The sequence below is a fragment of the Saccharothrix xinjiangensis genome (assembly GCF_039527585.1).
Taxonomy (GTDB): Bacteria; Actinomycetota; Actinomycetes; order Mycobacteriales; family Pseudonocardiaceae; genus Actinosynnema; species Actinosynnema xinjiangensis.
Genome location: NZ_BAAAKE010000031.1, coordinates 1 through 19,641, shown reverse-complemented (window position 1 = coordinate 19,641; position 19,641 = coordinate 1). Strand labels below are relative to the sequence as shown.

The window sequence follows — 19,641 nt, the reverse complement described above, 5'->3', positions numbered from 1 at the left end:
CAGACGCAGGACCATGTGGCACATGAGATTCCATCGGTGGTGTGATGCGTGCGCATCCGGAGGGATTTCTACGGGTGCATGCGGTGTGCCGGTGCCGTGCCATCCCCCATGAGGTACCCGTCCACGACTCCAATGGCGTAGCAAGATGGCGATGAGTGAGCGCCCGCAGACGATACGCAGCTTGCCCGGGTCTGACGGTGTGGCCGGTTGGTCGTTACGGTGCGGAACGTGCCGTTCATCGACATCGTCCCGGTGGGTCCGGCGGGCGCGGGCAAGAGTTGCCTGTTGGCCGCGATGAACCAGGGTTTGAAGGGGTGGGAGCAGTCCCCGGCGCCCGTGCTGAAGCCGGACCCGGTGACCGCCTTGGTGCTGGAGGAGGTGTGGCAGTCGAGGCAGGTGCGCGGCACCGAGTGCCAGGCGGGTGTCCGCCACCGTGGTGTGGTCGACCTGTGGTTCGAGGCCGGGGCGGACGGCGGGGGGCCGTTGTTCGAGACTCGGCTGGCCGACTACGACGGCGGAGCCGTCGCGGTTGATCGCCATGCGGTGGGCCGGGCGTTGGCAGCCCGGGTTCGTGGAGCCGACGCGGTGCTCTGCGTCCTGGACGGGGAACGGGTCGCGGGGCTGCTCGATGGCGACCGGGACGGTTTCGACCAGGGCATGGCCGCGGTGTGGAAGCTGGTGGTCGCGCCGAGGAAGGTGGTGCGCTTCGTGGTGACCAAGTGGGATGTGCTGGAGGGCCGCGCCTCGTTGGCTCAGGTGCGAGACGCCTTGTTGGGGCATCCGGGTTTCGCGATGGTGCTGCGGCGGTTGTCGGCGTGCCCCGGCGAGGCGGGGACGGTGGCCCTGATCCCGGTCAGCGTCGCCGGTGAGGACGCCGGGCAGCAGGCGGTGGTGCCGTTGATGTCGGTGCTGTCGCAGGCGTTGCGGGCGGCTGCCGGTCGTGCCGAGCGCTCCGCGGGACGGGGCGGGGCGCTGGTCGCGGGTGTGGGGATGAACTGGTTGTCCCAGGCGGTGACGGCGGTGGCGGTGCAGCAGGTGTTGCAGCGCGTGGTGGACGCCGTGCCGGAGCGCCGTGCGGCTCGGCGTTACGTCGGGCACGCGGCGACGGGAGCGTCGATGCTGGTCGAGGCGGCGGTCAGGACGTGGTGTGAGCGCGGGGCCCGGCCTGCCGATGATCAGGCGGCACGCGCCGGGGGCAAGCCGTTGACGCGTGCGGCCGAGGCGTACGAGTGGCAGTTGCGGGAATTCCACCGCAGGTTCCCGGACGCCGACCTGACCGGCGCGGTGTCACCGCCGCCGCGGCTGCTGCGGCGCCTGCTCGGCTGAGCGCCGCCAGGACCACAGGCCGCAGAACACGCCGGTGGCCGCGGCGGCGGCCAGCACCGTCTTGCGGCGTTGGGTGACCGGGGTCAGCGCGGGTCGTCGGCCGTGCCGACCGGTCCAGGTCGTCAGGCTGCGACCCAGCACCCATTCGCGGAACAGCCACCAGGCGTTCAGCGGTCCGGTGAGGTTTTGCAGGGCGATCCAGCTGGGCAGGCACTTCACCGTCGTGCGCCATCCCAACTGGCGCACCGCGACCGCGACCGAGGCCGCGGTGACGACCACCCACAGCGGGCTCCACCAGCTGCGCAGCCCGCGCACCACGCCGTGGCGGGCCACGTAGAAGGGCAGGGTGCAGATGGCGAGGCCGCCCACGAGGGAGTCGACCACCTGGGAGGCGACGATGATGAACGCCCCGCCGTCCATCACCGGGGCGCGGTGCTTCACCATGGTCTGGGCGAACCCGGCGGTCCAGCGGTGCATCTGGGACAGCAGCTCGCGCATCGACGTGGGTTCACCGGTGTAGACGATCGCCTCGGGGGTGAAGGCGACGCGGTGGCCGAGGCGATGCAGGGTCCAGGTGAGGTTGAAGTCCTCGGTGATGTTGTCGTCGGGGTAGCCGCCGACCTCGCGCAGCACGTCGGTGCGGTGGCAGTTGGCCATGCCGCTGAGGACCAACTGCCGGTCGAACACGTCTTGCAGCGGCCGGACCCAGCCGTTCGCGATCGCGTGGTACAGCGTCCGGTACCGGCTGTAGGGCGTGTCGGTGTCGCGGGGCATCGCCGAGGGACAGGTTCCGGCGTAGCCGCGGCGCAAGGTGTCCATCATCTGCTCCACCGCGCGAGGGGAGAGGGTGGCGTCGGCGTCGAGCGCGACGACGGCGTCGCTGGTGATCCTCGGCAGGGCCATGTTCTGCGCCGAGGCCTTCGACCCGCCTTCGCCCTCGATGACGACCGCGCCCAGACCGCGGGCGATGTCGGCGGTACGGTCGGAGCAGTTGTCCGCGACCACGATGATCTGGTCAATCGGATAGGTCTGCGCACGGCAGGACCGGATGGTGCCCGCGATCGACGCCTCCTCGTTGTGCGCCGGGATCACCAGGGACACGCTGCTCGGAAAGTCCGACCACCCTCTTTTCCGTGAATGACCCGGGGCCGCCTCCCGTTCGCCTTCGACCACCCTCGGGTGCGCGTCCCCCGACCTCATTCGAGGATGCCCCCAATCCAATTCGAACCAATGCCGACACTGTCAGCAGGACCGCGCCGATGCCGGTGCTGGCCAGCAAGGACATAAACCTCCCCTGTCGAGCATCACTACACCGCATCACCTCCCCGGCCGCCGACCGGGGATAACCCGATCAGGTACGACCGCGCTTCGAAGCCGTCGTCACCGACCGTCAGAACGGAGCCGGGACCCGGCATCCGATGCCTGCTTGACACGGCGTGGAATCACCCACATGGCCGGGAGGATCGCATCCCGGGCGTGCCCTGGAGACGCTTGAGTCGTCGCCGATGCCCTGCACGGGTGGACTCCGCGACGTGTAGTCGCGGATGGCGAAGGTGCACACCTTCGGGTCATCCGGCCGGATTGTCTATTCCTTTGCGGGATCGAGGTTGTGATCCTCGATCGGAGGTCCGCAATCACGAGGCGGTCCGAAGACCGGGTTGAGGAGTCGCTGCACCATGCCCATCACCACGCCGCTGTCCCCGTCCGGTGTCGAGCTCTCGACCAACCCCGACTCATCGGACGGCCACCGGGAACAGGTGCAGGTGCGGCTGCCCGGCTCCGGGGTGGTCCCGAAGATCGACGTGTACTTCCTGACCGACAGCACCGGCAGCATGGGCGGCATCATCGGGGCGGTCGGCGCACGGGTAGAGGAAATCCTGAACAAGCTGATCACCGCCGCGAGCGCGGTCGGCGCGGACGTGCACTTCGGCGTCGGGAACTACAAGGACATGGAAGACCCGCAACCCGACCGTTTCCGCGGTCAGGTCCCACTGGGCGCCGGCGCCGCGGCGGCCGCCAACGGCATCCGGGCTTGGACCGCCACCGGTGGCGGCAGCACTGCCGCGGAAGGCCAGTTCTACGCCCTGGACCAACTCGCGCAGCCCCCCGGCGGGTCGATCGGCTGGCGGGCCGACGCCAAGCGGATCGTCGTCTGGATCGGCGACATGCCCGGTCACGACCCGATCTGCCAGGGGTTGTCCGGCCTGGGCCACGACATCACCGAGACCTCGGTCACGGCGAAGTTGCAGGCGCAGGGCATCTTCGTGCTCGCGATCAGCACCGGGCCGAGCGGGCCGAGCTCGGGCTTGAACGCGAATCCGGTGCCGCTGTCCTCCGGTGGCGGCGTGTACGAGAACTTCTGCGGCGCCTTCGGCGGTCACGCGGGCCAGGGCTCCCGCATCGCCGCCGCGACCGGTGGCACGTACGCCGAGGGGATCACCCCCGACACCGTGGTGCAGACGATCATCAACCTCGGCGCCGCGGGGATTTCCACGCTCGGCAACGTCAGCCTCGTGCCGGACTCGACGATCGCACCGTTCGTGCTCGTCCACCCCGTCGGCGGGTACGGCCCCTTCACCGGTGCGCACCCCGACACGCTGGACTTCGAGTTGGAGTTCCCCGCGGCGACACCCGCCTCCGCGACGCCGGTGACCCGGGAGATCGCCGTGGAGGGCGACGTCGACGTGGTCGTGGACGGCGTGAGGACCGGCTCGACCCGGGTGAAGATCACCGTGCCCGACCTGGCCGGCCGGTACAAGGTCCGAAGCACCCTCAGCGGCCTGTACCTCCAACTCGACGACCCCGGCTGGACCGGCGACGGCGGCAACGTCGACCAGAACACCTACACCGGCCTGGCCGCGCAGCACTGGGAGCTGGTCCCGGTCGCCGGCGGCGGCTACCGGATCAAGAACCTCGACCCCGCCCGCGACCGCTACCTGGAAGTGGTCGGCATGTCCTCCGACGACGGCGCCGAGGTCCTCACCCGGTCCGACCCCAGCGGCCCGCACAAGGAATGGCTGCTCATCCCCGCAGGCGCCTCCGGCGCCAACGGCCCGGTGTTCCGCATCCAGAACCTGCACACCCACAAGGTCCTCGACATCCAGGGCGGCAGCACCCAGCAGGACGCGCCGGTGTTCCAGTACTTCTACTGGGGCGACTACCCCGCCTACCACGAGAACCACAACCAGCACTGGCGGCTGGAACGCCTCTGACGCAGCGCTTCCGCGCACCGAACCGGTCGAGCCGGGGATCGTGACGTCCCCCACCGGTTCCACTCGTCCCCCGGGACCGCCAAGCGACACTGAGCCTGGAGAAGGAGCAACCCGCCATGCCCATCACCACACCGCCCACCCCGCTCAACGTCGAACTCTCGACCAACCCCGATTCCCCGGACAGCCACCGCGAACAGGTCCAGGTGCAGCTGCCCGCCTCCGGCGCGATCCCCAAGATCGACGTCTACTTCCTCGTCGACAGCACCGGCAGCATGACCGGCATCATCGACGCGGTCCGCGCCAGGGTGGAGGACATCCTCAACAGGCTGGTCACCGCGGCGAACCAGGTCGGCGCGGACGTCCAGTTCGGTGTGGGCAACTACCGGGACCTGGACTTCCCGGCCGCCCAGCGCTTCCACCACCAGGTCTCGCTGACCCCGCACTCGACGGCGGCGGCCAACGGCATCCAAGCCTGGGCCGTGGCCGGCGGCACCACCACCGCCGAGGGACAGTTCTTCGCCCTGGACCACCTCGCCCAGCCCCCCGGCGGCGGCACGATCGGCTGGCGCGCCGACGCCAAGCGGATCATCCTCTGGATCGGCGACGCGCCCGGGCACGACCCGATCTGCCAGGCCGTGTCCGGCCTGACCTACAACATCACCGAACAGTCGGTGATCGCCAAGTTGCAGGCCGAGGGCATCGCCGTGCTGGTGATCAGCACCCCGTCGGGGACGAGCGGACCCGGGTTGGACGTCGACCCGGTACCGCTGTCCAACGGCACCCCCTTCTCGGGGAATTGCAGCATCGGCGGCGCCGGGGGGCAGGGCAGCCGAATCGCCGCCGCCACCGGCGGCACCTACACCGACGGCATCACCCCCGCCACGATCGTCGACACGATCATCACCCTGGGCACCACGGGCATCACCACGATCGGCAGCGTCACCCTCGTACCCGACGCCGTGATCGCGCCGTTCGCACGGATCTCCCCCGCCGGCTACGGCCCCTTCCCCGGCACCCAGCCGCAGACCCTGGACTTCACGCTGGAGTTCCCCGGCGCCACTCCCGCCACGACCGCTCCGGTGACCCGGGAGGTCGCGGTGCAGGGCGCGGTCGACGTGGTTGTGGACGGCGTGAGGACCGGAGCCACCCAGGTGAAGATCACCGTGCCGGACCTGACCGGCAGCTACAAGATCCGCTGCACGCTGAGCGACCTGTACCTGCAGCTGGACGACCCGAACTGGACCGGTGACGGCGCCAACGTCGACCAGAACGTCGACAGCGGCGTCGCGGCCGTGGGGTGGCAACTGGTGCCCGTCCCCGGCGGCGGCTACCACATCAAGAACTGCGACCCCGCCCGCGACCGCTACCTAGAGGTGGTGGGCATGTCGACGGAGAACGGCGCCGAGGTGCTCACCCGGTCCGACCCCGGCGGCGCGCACAAGCAGTGGCTGTTCGTTCCCGCCGGAGCCGCCCAGGGCGGCGGGCCGGTGTTCCGGATCGAGAACCTGCACTCCGGCAAGGTCCTCGACGTCCGCAACCAGAGCCTGGACCCCGACGCACGGGTGTCCCAACAGGGCTACTGGGGCAACTACCCGACCTACCACGAGCAGCACAACCAGCACTGGGTCCTGGAGCGCATCTGAGATGACCTTCCCGCACAACGCCCACCTGGCGCTGGTCAACAGCGCCAGCGGCAAGGCCCTGACCGCCGACGGCCCGCGCATCCGCCAGACCTGGCCCGACAAGAACACCCCGGCGCAGCGCTGGAAGCTGCGCCGCACAGCGGAAGGCCGCCACACCGTCGTGGTGGAGAACACCGCGGGCGGCCTGGTGCTGTCGGTGGCCGGCGCCGCCGGGCACAACGGCGCCGAGGTGGTGCTGGAGGCGCCGCAGGAGAACGGTCGGCACCAGATGTGGCGGCTGGTGCCGCTGCGCTCGGGCGGGCACGCGCTGGCCAACCTCGCCAGCGGCAAGTACCTGGACCTGTGGAACGCCGACACCGGGCACGAACCCCGACTGGCCCAGTACGACTTCTGGCACGGACCGCAACAACGCTGGTGCCTGCGACCGGTCACGCGCCGCCGCAACAGCCGGGCCGTGGTCACCCTCGTCCGCGACGAACCGGACTTCTTCCCGATCTGGCTGGACTACTACTCCCGGTTCTTCGCACCGCAGGACATCTACGTCCTGGAGCACCAGCCCGCACCCGACCTGCCGCCCGCCGACCGGTTCGTGCGCATCCCGATCCACCACGACGAGTTCAGCAGCGACTGGCACCGCGACGTCGTCCAACAGCACCAGCACGACCTGATCGACCGCTACGACGTCGTGCTCAGCGCGGACGTCGACGAGATCGTCGCCCCCGACCCGCGCTTCTGCGACCTGGGCCGCTACATCGACCAGTTCGACCAGGACTTCGTCAACTGCACCGGCTGGGAAGTCCTGCACCTGCACGACAGCGAAGCTCCCCTCGATCCCGAGCGCGGCGTGCTGGAGCAGCGCTCCACCTGGTTCGCCAACCCCCTGTACTCCAAACCCCTGCTCGCACGGGTGCCGATGACCTGGCTGGGCGGCTTCCACGAACGCATCGACCACGCCACCAACCACGACCCCAACCTGTACCTGATCCACCTGCACCGCATGGACTACCAGCTCTGCCACCGCCGCCACCTCCTGCGCACCACCCACAAGACGGCGCAGGACGACCTCGACCACCACCGCGGCTACCAGAACCGCATCGTCGAGCCCGACCAGTTCCACGACTGGTTCTACCGGGACAGGGTCTGCGGCGAGCCGATCCACCCCGAGCCCGTGCCCGGGCACTGGCGCAGCGTCGTGTGACCGACACCCCGCGGCGCCACCGTCGAACCGCCGACCACGAGAACCGCGGACCGGCATCGGACATCAAGCCGGCCGTGGGGCGGTGAACACGAGCGGTTCCGATCCGCGGTCGGCGGCGACACCGGGCAGCACGGGTCGGCGCCGCCTCCGTGCCGGGCGACGGCGCCCGGTCAGCGGCCTTGTTCCCCGGTCAGTTGTTCGAGCAGGGCGAAGCCGTGGCGGTCCACCGAGATCGCGGTCGCGGAGAGGAGGACCACCGCGGTGCCGGCCGCGCGGTCCAGGCCCAGCCAGGTGCGGAAGCCCCCGGTGCCGCCGTTGTGCCACGTGATGGCGCGGCCGTCGCGCTGGATCGTGATCCACGCCGCGCCGACGCGCACGACCCGGCCGGTGAAGTCCTCGACGGGGTCCAGGGCGGCGGCGCCGGGGGCGGAGCCGTCGAGGAGCGCGGCGGCGAGGCGGGCCATGTCGCCGATGCGGGCGCGGATGCCCCCGGCCGGGCCCAGCGCCTCACCCGTCCACGGCTCGCGCTTCCGCCCCCACCTGGTGGTGCCGGTGAGCGCGTCCGGTCGCAGGTCGGTCGGGGTGGCGGGCGCGTAGCACACGTCCAGGCCGAGAGGGGTGGCGATCCGGTCCCGGAGCAGGCCCTGGAACGTCGTGCCGGCGGCGCTCGCCAGGGCGTGCCCCAGGAGCTGGAAGCCCAGGTTGGAGTAGCGGGGGCGGGGTGGTCCGGGGCGCACGCCGCGTGCCTGGGTGAGCACCTGGTCCAGCGTTTCGCCGTACGGGTTCGTGCCGTGCAGCCACAGCGCCAGCGACCTGCGCAGTGGCGAGGCCGCGGCGGGCAGGCTCGGCAGGCCCGAGCGGTGGGTGGTGATGGAGGTCAGCGTCACGCCCGCCACCGGGGTGCCGCCCAGCGGCAGCAGCTCCCCCAGCGTGGTCGATTGCCCGACCTCGCCGCGTTCCCGCGCGTCGGCGTGGAGCAGGCCGGTGATCCCCTTGGAGATCGAGCCGATCTCGAAGTCGGCATCGGCGGGCGCGCCCACGCTCGCCACCGAGGTCCCGGCGGACGACACCGTGGCGACGGCGGCCACCCGGTGCCGAGGCCCCAGGCGCGCGACCAACTCCTCCGCGAGCGTTGCACCCGACAAGACCCACACCCCTTGGCACGCTCCGACACGGCGACGAGCGAACCGTAGCCGGCGCGCCCGCGATCGACATACCCCCTTCGGCTACCGGTGGTGCGACTTTCGTATGAGCGGGCCTCGTGCGGGGTGCCAGAACTCTGCACTGAGCCGCCGAGCCGCAGCGATCGCGCACCCGCCGGAGCGAAGAGCACTTCACCACCAGCCCGTGCGGGATCGGCGGCGTCGACTCACACGGCTACGCGCGTGAGGATCCTTCTGTGCAAAAAATTTGCACCCCAGGCGCAATGGCGGTGTTCTACCACTCCGGCCCATGATCGGCGAAAAAACAACTCGGAAGAGTGGCAGCGGCAGCCGCTTCGTTCCGCACGGTTGCCCTTCACACTGGAATAGAATTACCGTTCCCGAATGAGCGGACGTCAACGGGTGAACGAACTACTTTCCGTAGCGTCGTGCGGCATTCCGGCGGAACGCGGCGCGAGCGCGTTGGCGGCCGTGGTCGATGAAATCGCGTGGTACGACAGATCGGCGTTCATCGCCGCGGCGTGCGACTCGACGATCCCCGGGCTGGTGTCGCGCTCCCGCCGCACCGTCGAGTGCGATGTCGACGGCGGCGGGGACCACGGCCGGCGGCGGGTCTCGGTCACCTTCGCCCCCGAGGACGACGATGTCCGGCGCCCCTGGGAGCGGGATCCGTCCGCACCGCTGCTGGCGCCGCCGCGATCGGTGGCGGACCGGGCCGGGAACAAGATCGACGCCGTGTCGATCTTCCGTGCCGCCGGGGTGCGCACGCCGCCTTCGACGGTGCTCGCGGCCGGCGCGACCGCCGTTCCCGACGAGGTGTCGACCTGGATGCGCGACGGCGCGGTGGTCGTGCAGCGGGCCGCCAACAACCTCATCGGCCGCGGCACCAGGTTGCTGCGCACGCGCGGGGAGTGGGCGGCGCTGACCGATTGGGCCGGTGAGCCGTTGAAGGTGTCGCGGTACCTGCCGGGGTTGCCGGTCACCGTGTCCGGCTGCGTCGGTCGCGACGCGACGGTGGTGTCCGGGGTCTCGCAGCAGTTGGTCGGGATCGCGGAGCTGGGGGCGGGGTGGGGCACGCACTGCGGCAACCAGCTGCTCGATGACGCCGACGTGTCGCAGGAGGTGCTGTCGCAGTGCCGGTGGGCATGCCGCGCTGTGGGCGAACACCTGCGCGGATGGGGATTCCTCGGCGTGTTCGGCATCGACGCGGTACTCGGTCGTGACGACCGCGTGTGGGTCGTGGAGATCAATCCGCGGTTCCAGACCGTCGTGTCGTTGGTGCACGCCGCCGAGGTGGAACGAGGGCTGCTGCCGTTGCTGGGGGTGCACGTCCTGGCGAACACGACGCCGTTGACCCCGTTGCTCGCCACCGACGACCGTGGATCTCCCCGCCTCCGATCCGGTCAGCTCGTCCTGCACTTCACCCGCAGCGGGCGGGTCGGCGGACTGCCGCAGACCGGCTGCTACCGGATGTCCGCTTCCGGCGTCGTCCTTCGCGTGCCGGACCGAGCGCTGTCGCGGTTGGCGCCGGACGAGGCGTTGGTGTGGGCACACGCCGCCGAGGGCGATCGGGCCGAGGCCGGCGACGAGGCGGTGCTCGTACAGTTCGGGCACCGGGTGGCCACCGTCGGACACCCACCCCGTCTCACCTCCGAGGCCCGTTCCTGGCTCGCCTGGCTGCGTTTCGCCACGCACCACCCGACACCGCATCCCGACCCCGGGCGCACCGGCCCCGGGCGCACCGCGGCACGACCGCATCGGGACCACGACCGATGACCGGCCACGACGGCGCCGGGGAACTGCGCCGGCTCGCCCACGCGGTGGCCGACCTGGTCGTGGAGCACCACCTCGGGCTGGCGGCCTCGTCACCGGGATCGCGCGCCACGCCCGAAGACCTGGCGGGGCTCGACGAACCGGCCCCGGAAACACCCACCCCTGCCGACGCGGTGCTCGCCCAGGTCACCGACCAGGTCCTGCCGTACCTGCTCAAAGCCGACCACCCCCGCAGCTTCGCGGGAGTGCCCAGTCCCGCCGACCCGGTCGCCGCCATCGCGGACGCGCTGGCCACCGGGTTGAACCTCACCACGGTCAACTGGTCGCTGGCCGCGGGCCCTTCCCAGGTCGAACTCCTCACCGCCCGGTGGCTGGCCACCGCACTGGGCATGCCCGCGGGCAGCGGCGGCGTCTTCACCTCCGGCGGCTCGACCGCCAACCTGACCGCCATCGCGGTGGCCCGCGCCCGACTCGGCGCACCGGCCCACGACCAGGTCCCGACCGTCTACCACGGGGACCAGGCCCACCCCGGCGTCGGCCGCGCCCTGCGCGTGCTGGGCTTCACGTCCGGGCAGATCCGGGTGCTGCCCTCCGACGACGACCGCCTCGACCCCGACACCGTGCGCGCCGCCGTGACCGCCGATCGCGCCGCAGGCCGACGACCGCTGGTGCTGATCGCCACCGCGGGCACCACCAACACCGGCACCGTCGACCCGCTGGCGGAGTTGGCCCGGCTGTGCCGGGAGGAACGACTCTGGTTCCACGTCGACGGCGCGTTCGGCGCCGCCGCCGCACTGGGAACACGCGGGCACACGCTCCTGCACGGTCTGTCCGAGGCGGACTCGATCACCGTCGATCCGCACAAGTGGTTGTTCCAACCCGTCGGCCTGGGCTGCCTGCTGCTCCGCGAACCCGACGCTTTGGCGGCCACCTTCCACTTGCGGTCCGATTACCTCGCGGCGATGCACGGCCGGGAGCAGTCCCGGGACCTGGGCACGAGCGGCATCGAGTTCACCCGTCCCTGCCGGGCGTTCCGGTTGTGGTTCACCATCAAGGTCCGCGGTCTGGGCGCGCTGCGCCAGGCCGTGGACCACGGCCTGGCCCTGGCCCGTCACCTGGCCGCCCGGGTGCGCGGACGAGCGGAATTCGAACTGCTCACCGGCCCCCGCCTGGCCGTGGTGTGCTTCACCCACCGCGCCGCCGGGAACGACGCGCAGGCCCACCAACGGATCAGCGACCTGCTCCTCAACCCGCCCCGGGGTTTCCTGCTGCTGCCCACCCGGGTCCGCGGCCGCCCCTGCTTCCGCGCCTGCACCATCAACCCCCGCACCACCGAACAGGACATCGACACCCTGCTCGACCGCATCGACGAACTCGCAACCGCCACACCACCACGAGAACCGACCGGAAAGGCACGGGAGACCTGACGCTTCCGCACTCGCACGAAGGACTCCCCGCTCATCGACCATTCCGAAGGGAAGACGATGTCCGTGCAGAGAAGAACGGCAGCGGTCCTGCTGGCAGGGCTGCTCTCGACGATCACACCCGGTTGGGCACCCGCGGCCTCGGCACACCCACTCCCCGCGCGGGCGCCCTCGACGCAGGCGCTCACCACCTGCGTCGGAACCAACACCGTGCACTTCGACCCCGGCCTGCGGCTGCTGCCGCGGCAGGTGGGAATCTCCGGCAACGGCGCCTACAGCTGCGCCTCAGCCGACCCCGCCACCACCTCGGCGACCTCGGTCGTCACCGGCTCCGGGTCGCTGGGCTGCCTGACCTCCGACGGCGCCACCACCGAGGTCCTCACCTGGAACACCGGCGAGCAGAGCACACTCGCCTACACCTTCTCCATCATCGTGCAACCCGGCGGCGAAGCGATCGTCGTCGTCGTGGGCACGGTCGAATCCGGCAAATTCGCGGGCAGCCTCATCGCCTCACCCGGAGCCCAGGTCACCCTCGACCCGCTGTCCTGCCTCACCGGCCCCGGCGTGGAGCTGATCACCGGCCCCTCCACCCTGTTGATCATCTGAACCCGACACGGTCCTCGTGCCCGGCGGGTCGCGCCTCCCCTTGATGACACGACCCGCCCTGCCGGCATCGACCGGCCACCCGCCGAAGGAGACAACGATGACCCGCCCGCATCCGGTACCCGCACCACTCGTGCTGCTCCCACCGGATCCGCAGGGCTGGGACTTCGGCGACTACAACTACGCACTGGAACCCTTGACCCTGCCCCATCCCCACCACCCCGGCGCACCGCCCGGCGCCCTGTCCACCGACGACGTCCAAGGCGCCTTCCTGCGGTTGGCGGAACAGAACAGCACCGGCCTGGGCGCCCTCCGAACCGCCGCGGAGGATTCACGGGAACGCCTGTTCTGGTTCCGGTGGATCACCGGCCACCACATCTCGTTCATCCTCTGGCGGCTCATCGCCGACGCCCTGGACCGGCTCGCCGCGGGCGAGGACGACCCGGAGGAGCTCACCGCGACGATCACCCACTACGTCCGCGGTTACGGCCGGGCGCTGCTCTACACCGGATCGGTCCCCCGCACCGTCTACACCACCGTCATCCGACCCGGCATGCACCGGCACCACACCGCGTTCAGCGGAACATGGGCACCCGACTACCAGCCGGTGCGACGCCTGCTGCGCGGCCACCACCGACCACATGCCACCAACGACGCAACCGCACGGCTGGAACAACAGGTCCACTCCACCCGTCGACTACACCTGGACGTCGCGTCGAAACTGGTCCCGAGCGGCCGATCGCTGCTGGCCGAGGCGACCACCGGGCGACGCCCGCCACGCCCCCGCGCACGAGGCACGATCTTCGACTGCTACTTCCTCACCGTGCGCGCCCCGGTGTCACAACCACAGATCGCGGCACAACTGCTGCGCAGGCACAAAGCACTGGCCATCGACCTGGCCACCAACCACCTCCACCCGGGGGGAACCGACGACCCGCCCGGACGACCGCGGTCCACCTCGACACCCCGACACGTCCACGAGATCACCGAACCACTGCTGCGGGCCGCCGGGCTCGCCGCCGGACTCGCGCCGGGCCGGGTCGACGAAGAACTGAACCGCCTCGGCCTCGATCCAGACCCTGACGCGCTCTGATCACGATCCGACGGATTCGACTGGGCGGCAGGTCCGTTCCCCGCCGTCGCTGCCGGGGTCGCGGGAAGTGGCGCCGGGCCTGGCGCGGGGGCGGTCTGGGCGCGTCGAGGTCGACGGACGTCATCCGGGCCGAGTTCGGAATCTCCCAACCCGCCGGCTGACGCCGGTCACCGGGGACCGGGGACGACCGCGCGGGTGTCGGATGGACGTCACTGGAAAGGCGCGCGGTTTGGTGCGGCAGGTCCCACGACGTGGTCGCGTTGACCAACGCCGGATCACCTGATCGACGCCGGTGGGCGACTCGGAGCCGGTAACACCCTGTTCCGGTTCACCTCCGGCGTCCTCGGCGACCGGCCGGCCCGTGTCACAACCGATTCGTGCTCACAGGTGGCTGCCGAACCGGTGTCGTGCCCGACTCCGCAGTCACCCGCTGCTGCCCGGTTGCCCGGATTGGGCACTTCCAGTAGTGGTTTCATCAACCCGGTGCGGCCCGCGCGGGAGGCGGGGATGCGTCGCAGCATCCCGGTACCGCTCGACGTGGTGTTGCTCGACGCCGTCCGCGAGCAGGCCGACCCTGGTTGACGACTGCGAAAAGACCACCCACGACTCGCCGGTCCTGACCCGTGCCCGGCGAGCGGTCCTGGTATCAGGCACACGGGACCGGTGGGAGCGTTCACCAGGAATATTCGAAGCGAGGACAAGGGAGTCCGCTCGAATGACCTCAACCCTGTTGTCCAGGATCGGCCGCGCCGCCGTCGTGGTGTTCGCGGCCGCCGCGAGCACCCTCACCCTCACCGGCGGCGCGAGCGCCGACCCCGCCGCGGCGGCGGTGGCGTTCAAGGCGGAGCACACCACTCGCTGCATCAGCAGCTACACCGCCGGTCAGCTGGCCTGGCGCAACACGCTGCCGGTCCCGCCGCCCCAACCCGTGACCGCGGTCAAGGTCACCGGTGAAGTGGCCCTGCGGAACACCACCCCGTGCGTCCCGCCCGCCGGCGCCGTCGCGGTGGCCGTGTTCACCGCCTACACCGGCCGCACCGTCGTCGACACCGAGCGCCAGAGCACCACCAGCGCGACCAAGTTCGAGTTCGCGCTCACCGTGCCGCTCGTCCCGACGCCGACCCCGGCGCCCATCGACCGCGTCACCGTCCAGGTCTGCCACGCCGCCCTCACCCCCATCCCCGAGCCAGGTCCTCTCACCTGTGGCGACATCTCCAGCTACCCGATCTGAGCCTTCACGGCGGGTGTGTGGTCGCGGACGTCGTCGACGGCGACGACCCGCACGGGCCGAACGCCCGGAGTGGTGGACTCCAGCCGCAGGCGGACCAGGTCCACGCCGTCGGGGCGGTCGCGACAGAACAGCGAACGAGGCAGCACACCGCCACCGGCGTGCTCGACCTGCTGCTCGCGGTGATCGTGACAGCGGCGTGCGCTACCGGGGTGGGCGCGGGAGGTGGGCCAGGGCCGTCTCCGTGATGCCCCGCAGGGTGCTCTCGTCGATCCCGGCCTTGCCGAGGGCCTCGATGCCGCGGTGCACGGTCAGCAGCAGGCCGGCGAGTTGCCGCGCATCGGCGGCGGGGTCGATGTCGCCGTTGCGCTGACAGGCCTCGACGTCGGCGGTGATGGCCTGCTGAACGCCCTCGAAGGTCTTCCGCGAGCGGGCCGAGATCAGCTCGTCGTGCTCGGCCAGCTCTGCCGTGCCCTTCGCCAGCAGGCAGCCGCGGTGGCTGGGCTCGGCGCAGGCGGTCGCGTGGTCCAGCAAGTAGGCGGTGAGCCGCTCGAACGCCCGCTCGTCGTCACCGCCGAGCCGGCGGTTCGCCGAGCGGAGCGCCGCGTCGCAGTGGTCGTCGAACACCCGGTGGAAGAGCTCGCGCTTGCCGCCGAACGCCCCGTACAGGCTGCCCTTGCCCAGGCCGGTGGCCGCCGCGATCGCATCCATGCTGGTGCCGGCGAAGCCGGTCGTCCAGAACTGGTCGCGCGCCGCGTTCAGCACGCGCTCCTCGTCGAACTCCCTCGGCCTCGGCACTCCCGCAGTCTAAGCGTTCTTGACCGCATCGTCCATAAACGGTTACGTTGTGGACGATTCGTTCCATAACGAGCGTCGACGAGGGTGAGTGATCAGGCGATGAGTGGACTCCTGGACGGCAAGGTGGCCGTGGTCACCGGCGGGACGAGCGGGATCGGGCTGGCCATCGCCCGGCGGTTCGTCGCCGAAGGTGCGCAGGTCTTCGTCACCGGCCGCCGGCAGGCCCAGATCGACGCGGCTGCCGCGGAGCTCGGGCCGCAAGCCGTCGCGGTGCGGTGCGACGTGGGGAACCTGGCCGAGCTCGACGCCCTCTACGAGGTCGTCGCACAGCGGTCAGGCCGGATCGACGTCCTGGTGGCCAACGCGGGCGGCGCGGTGCCGGCCGTCCTCGGGGACATCACCGAGGAGCAGTTCGACAGCATGTTCGCCACCAACGTGAAGGGCGCGGTGTTCGGGGTGCAGAAGGCGATGCCCCTCCTGTCCCGGGGGGCGTCGGTGATCCTCATCGGGTCGAGCACGTCCACGCGCCCCGACCGGGGCATGGAGGTCTACGGCGCGACCAAGGCGGCGCTGCGCAACTTCGCCCGCAGCTGGACGCTCAACGCGAGGGAGAACGGTTTCCGGGTCAACGTGCTGAGCCCGGGACCGGTCCGGACCCCCGGCCTGCTCGGCGTCGTCCCCGAGGACCGGCAGGACGACTTCGTCACGATGTTCGAGACCGTGCTGCCGGCGGGGCGGCTCGGCGACCCCGACGAGGTCGCGTCGGCGGCCCTGCTGCTGGCCTCGGACACCGCCACGTACGTCAACGGCGCCGAGTGGTTCATCGACGGCGGGTACACGAGCGTCTGATGAACACGACCGGGGAGGGCGCGCGGTCCGATCGCACCGGGAGTCGGACCCGAAGCCGGTGATCCGACGCCCGGCCGAGCAGCCGGGCGCGCACCCGGAGGGGTTTCGGCAGGTCGGCGCCGCGTCCAACGGCGCGGTCCACGGACCACGCCCGGTCCCCAGCGCCACGATCACCGAGCACGGCCGGCCCGGCACCACCACGTGCCGGCCCTCGCCGTGACCACGGGTGTGGCACAGGATCCGCCGCCGGCCGGTGTGCGCCTCCGGGCGCAGCCGGCTGGTGACGTCCACCGCCGACACCAGCCGCCCGTCGGCCGCACGCGGGATCGACACCGCGCTCAACGCGATCCGCGGTCTCGCGATGTCGATCCCGCCACGCCGGCGCGGCACACCCGCCCGCCGCCATGCCCTCGTCGATGCTCGCCCGCCAGCGGCAACTCCGCGATCAACAGGGGCAGATCAACAGGGGCAGGCGACCACCAGCCGGAGGTCACAACCCGAGCTAGTCGACCAGGACCCTCGCCGCGCGGTTGTCCCAGTTGTTGCCGAGGGTGCCCAGGCGCGGCCAGTCGTTCTCGACCTCCGTCGAGCGGTACCCGTTCGGGCCGACCAACACCCAGTTGCAGTGACCGGTGTCGATCTTGCGGACCGAGGACACCCACCGCTGGCCGTTGAGGAGGGGGATGTCGGTCGCGGCGTCGGCCGGGGAGAAGTCCGACTCCGGCGTGCAGTCGCCGCCGGGGCTCCAGACCTCCAGGTGGAACCCTTCGTAGTTGGGGTGCTCCCAGAGGTTGAGCACGTGGCTGGCCGCAGGCGCCATCGTCAGCATCTCCGCCTGGGTCGGCGCGCACCGGGTCGTCTCCCCGGACTGCACGAGGCAGAACAGGTCGGCGACCTCCGCCCGGGTCGACGCGGCGCCGCTCGCCGGGGCGCCGACCAACAGCGCTCCGGACACAGCCGCCACGCCCACAGCCACGCGCTTCCACATTCGGTTCATTCGCGATCCGTCCAGGTGAGGTGAACTATTAACAGAAATTTGACTAGATTCGTGAATATTAACCAAACGGCGGGCCTGCCGGCCACGGGCGCCGAGGTGTCACCCGTACGGCTGCGCGCCATTCGAGGCGGATCCGGTTGCGCGGCACCTCGTGGTTGACGCCCAGGTCGTCGGCCACGGACTCGATCGTCACCGCCCGGCCTGGACCGGCACGACGCGACCGCCCCGGCCCTGGTGCCCCTTCGGGCCGAACGCCGGCGCCGATCGTGCCCTCGCGTCCCTGGCCGGCCAGGAGTGCGCCCGCCCACGCTGCTGGGAGAGGCAGCGAAGGGGGACCCATGTCGCACACCGCGCACCAGCACGAACCGGACCGCCGCAACGCGCAGGACCCGGCACGCGCCCGGCCACCGAAGCAGGACACCGCCCCCGCGACCGGCCGGGGACCGCTCCCCGTGGACAGGATCCTGGCGATGCAGCGGGCGGTCGGCAACGCCGCCGTGGCGAGGATGCTGAGCGGGGACGGACTCGCGCCGGTCGACGTGCAGCGCTCGGCGGTGCACGAGGTGCTGCGCACGCCCGGCGAACCCCTGGACGCACCCGTGCGCGAGGACATGGAGAGCCGGCTGGGGGCGGACTTCTCCGACGTGCGCGTGCACACCGACGGCGTGGCGTCGCAGGCGGCGGAGTCCGTGCGGGCCGAGGCGTTCACGACCGGCTCGCACCTGGTGTTCGGGCAAGGGCAGTACGACCCGTCGTCGTCGGCCGGGCAGCACCGGCTCGCCCACGAGCTGACCCACGTGCTCCAACAGCGCTCCGGACCGGTGGCCGGCACCGACGCCGGGGGCGGGGTGCGGGTCAGCGACCCCTCGGACCGCTTCGAGCGGGCCGCCGAGGACAACGCCCGGCGCGCCCTGGCCGCGCAGCGCACCACCGACACCGGGGCGCACCCCGCCACCGGGGCGACCACCGACGGGCACGGCGCCGTGCAGCGCTGCGCGGACCACACCCCGGCGCAGGACGACGCGCCGCACGTCCAACGGGTGCTGGACTACTCCGCCGTCCAGCAGCCCGGGAACACGGAGGCGGCCGACGCCGAGGGGCGCGGCACGTGGCTGAGGAAGTTGGTCTACGCCGAGCTGGCCGAGACGCTCGGCATGCCGAAGTGGACCGGCGAGAACTGGAAGAACTGGAAGAAGACCAACGTGAGAGTCGCCGACCGGGTGGATCCGCTGGTCAGGAGCATCGAACCCAGTGTGGCGGCCATGGAGTTGGACAAGGAGGCCACCAGGGCCCAGATCGGCGAGTTGAACGACATCCTGCACCAGATCGAGGTGGTCGTGGACGAGCACAAGGCCGCTCCCCCGGCCATCACCGGCACGCTCATCGGCAACGAGTTCACCTTCGTGGACGACGCCCTCCGGGCAGCCGCCACCAAGGCCGAGAAGAGCAAGAGCAGCGACATCTACAAGTTGATGAAGGACCCCTACAACCAGGCCGCGCAGAGGTGGGCCGACGTCATGGGCAGGCTCGGCGGCCCCGCCCCGGAGAAGGGGGTGGACCGCAACAAGATGACCATGCTGACTTACCGGTTCACCGCGGAGGACTACGGCGTTGACTGGTCCTACCAGGTGACCGCCGACCAGGCGTGCGTGGAGGTGATCACCCACAAGGCCGCGGCGTCGGACGTGTACGCGGGAGCCGTCGGCGACCTCATGGACCAGTACGTGTTCGGCGTCGCCAAGGCGGTCGGCCTGGAGACCGACATCACCATCGGCGGCGGGCACATCAACATCGACGAGACGACCTCCGTCGGCCACCACAGCACGCAGAAGGCGGCGCGCGTGCTGGCCGGGTTCATCGACCAGGTGTACGAGGACGAGAAGTACTGGCAGGCCCGCGACCCGGACTCGGTCAACGCCCCGTTCCTCTCGGAACTCCACAACGCCCGGAAGAAGCAGGTCGACTACGAAGCGGTGATCAAGAAGTTCAACGCGGAGAACTGGACGATCCCCGTCCTGGTCAGGCACCTCATCACGGACGTGTTCAACACCAGCAACACCGACCAGTCCAACCCCGAGAAGTACCACGCCCTCAACTTCTCGGCGATGCAGGAGGGGACGCCGGAGGAGCAGCGGCGCCTGGAGTTCCGCCGCGTCCCCGCCCAACCGGACCGACAGGTCCTGCTGGAGGAGCTGACCAGGCTCGCGGGTCTGCTGAAGACCGCCCGCGAGAAGGCCTGAGCTTCCGACTTGTATGTAGGTACCGGTTGGGCTGGCTGGGTGATCACTGGTTGTAGCCTGCCGGAGGCGCTGGGCCGGGCTCGCTCGTGAGCTT

17 protein-coding genes are annotated in these 19,641 nt (G+C 70.9%); 12 read left to right on the top strand and 5 right to left on the bottom strand.

The features are described 5' to 3' along the window. Positions 1-228: 228 nt before the first annotated feature. Positions 229-1,326 (top strand): hypothetical protein, encoded by a 1,098-nt coding sequence (locus ABD223_RS37385; protein ID WP_344041904.1) that lies wholly within the window; start codon positions 229-231, stop codon positions 1,324-1,326. Here ABD223_RS37385 and ABD223_RS37380 read toward each other — a convergent pair. Beyond that, positions 1,288-2,526 carry a glycosyltransferase family 2 protein gene (locus ABD223_RS37380; RefSeq protein WP_344041902.1) on the bottom strand — a complete coding sequence of 413 codons (1,239 nt, stop codon included), beginning with the start codon at positions 2,524-2,526 and terminating at the stop codon, positions 1,288-1,290. The genes ABD223_RS37385 and ABD223_RS37380 overlap by 39 nt on opposite strands. Positions 2,527-3,002: 476 nt before the next feature. On the opposite strand from ABD223_RS37380, the gene ABD223_RS37375 reads away from it, so the two are divergent. From ABD223_RS37375 to ABD223_RS37365, 3 genes are all read left to right on the top strand, one after another. Then, a complete protein-coding gene (locus ABD223_RS37375; RefSeq protein WP_344041900.1) occupies positions 3,003-4,538 on the top strand; it encodes an RICIN domain-containing protein in 1,536 nt (511 codons plus the stop codon). Positions 4,539-4,654: 116 nt separating this feature from the next. Beyond that, positions 4,655-6,181, top strand: a complete 1,527-nt coding sequence (locus ABD223_RS37370; RefSeq protein ID WP_344041898.1) for an RICIN domain-containing protein — start codon at positions 4,655-4,657, stop codon at positions 6,179-6,181. Position 6,182: 1 nt separating this feature from the next. Continuing rightward, positions 6,183-7,379 carry an RICIN domain-containing protein gene (locus ABD223_RS37365; RefSeq protein WP_344041896.1) on the top strand — a complete coding sequence of 399 codons (1,197 nt, stop codon included), beginning with the start codon at positions 6,183-6,185 and terminating at the stop codon, positions 7,377-7,379. A gap of 170 nt (positions 7,380-7,549) precedes the next feature. Here ABD223_RS37365 and ABD223_RS37360 read toward each other — a convergent pair whose 3' ends face one another. After that, complete coding sequence (locus tag ABD223_RS37360; protein WP_344041894.1) at positions 7,550-8,524, bottom strand: serine hydrolase domain-containing protein; 975 nt, start codon at positions 8,522-8,524, stop codon at positions 7,550-7,552. Between the two features lie 489 nt (positions 8,525-9,013). Here ABD223_RS37360 and ABD223_RS37355 point away from each other — a divergent pair, with 489 nt between their 5' ends. The 5 genes from ABD223_RS37355 (at position 9,014) to ABD223_RS37335 (ending at position 14,666) form a co-directional block, all read left to right on the top strand. Continuing rightward, on the top strand, positions 9,014-10,318 hold the full coding sequence (locus tag ABD223_RS37355; RefSeq protein ID WP_344041892.1) for an ATP-grasp domain-containing protein: 1,305 nt from the start codon (positions 9,014-9,016) through the stop codon (positions 10,316-10,318). Then, positions 10,315-11,742, top strand: a complete 1,428-nt coding sequence (locus tag ABD223_RS37350) for a pyridoxal phosphate-dependent decarboxylase family protein (protein WP_344041890.1) — start codon at positions 10,315-10,317, stop codon at positions 11,740-11,742. Before ABD223_RS37355 ends, ABD223_RS37350 begins: the two co-directional genes overlap by 4 nt. 207 nt (positions 11,743-11,949) lie before the next feature. Beyond that, positions 11,950-12,345, top strand: a complete 396-nt coding sequence (locus tag ABD223_RS37345; protein WP_344041885.1) for a hypothetical protein — start codon at positions 11,950-11,952, stop codon at positions 12,343-12,345. A 97-nt stretch (positions 12,346-12,442) separates the two neighbouring features. Beyond that, a complete protein-coding gene (locus ABD223_RS37340) occupies positions 12,443-13,435 on the top strand; it encodes a hypothetical protein (protein ID WP_344041883.1) in 993 nt (330 codons plus the stop codon). Between the two features lie 715 nt (positions 13,436-14,150). Beyond that, on the top strand, positions 14,151-14,666 hold the full coding sequence (locus ABD223_RS37335) for a hypothetical protein (protein ID WP_344041881.1): 516 nt from the start codon (positions 14,151-14,153) through the stop codon (positions 14,664-14,666). Here ABD223_RS37335 and ABD223_RS37330 read toward each other — a convergent pair. Then, the gene (locus ABD223_RS37330) at positions 14,654-14,812 is read right to left on the bottom strand and encodes a hypothetical protein (protein WP_344041879.1); all 159 of its coding nucleotides are present in this window, start codon (positions 14,810-14,812) and stop codon (positions 14,654-14,656) included. The two genes, ABD223_RS37335 and ABD223_RS37330, sit on opposite strands and share 13 nt — an antisense overlap. Before the next feature lie 55 nt (positions 14,813-14,867). Then, positions 14,868-15,461, bottom strand: a complete 594-nt coding sequence (locus ABD223_RS37325) for a TetR/AcrR family transcriptional regulator (RefSeq protein ID WP_344041877.1) — start codon at positions 15,459-15,461, stop codon at positions 14,868-14,870. Positions 15,462-15,560: 99 nt separating this feature from the next. On the opposite strand from ABD223_RS37325, the gene ABD223_RS37320 reads away from it, so the two are divergent. Together ABD223_RS37320 and ABD223_RS37315 are read left to right on the top strand one after the other, a co-directional pair. Then, positions 15,561-16,310 (top strand): SDR family NAD(P)-dependent oxidoreductase, encoded by a 750-nt coding sequence (locus ABD223_RS37320; protein WP_344041875.1) that lies wholly within the window; start codon positions 15,561-15,563, stop codon positions 16,308-16,310. A gap of 58 nt (positions 16,311-16,368) precedes the next feature. Further along, positions 16,369-16,530 (top strand): hypothetical protein, encoded by a 162-nt coding sequence (locus ABD223_RS37315; protein ID WP_344041873.1) that lies wholly within the window; start codon positions 16,369-16,371, stop codon positions 16,528-16,530. Between the two features lie 282 nt (positions 16,531-16,812). Here the strand turns inward: ABD223_RS37315 and ABD223_RS37310 are convergent, their stop codons facing one another. Beyond that, entirely contained in the window at positions 16,813-17,265 is a 453-nt protein-coding gene (locus ABD223_RS37310) for a hypothetical protein (protein WP_344041871.1), read from the bottom strand. A 380-nt stretch (positions 17,266-17,645) separates the two neighbouring features. Between ABD223_RS37310 and ABD223_RS37305 the strand changes: the two genes are divergently transcribed. Beyond that, positions 17,646-19,547, top strand: coding sequence for an eCIS core domain-containing protein (locus ABD223_RS37305; protein WP_344041869.1), 1,902 nt, complete (start codon positions 17,646-17,648; stop codon positions 19,545-19,547). Positions 19,548-19,641: the final 94 nt, after the last annotated feature.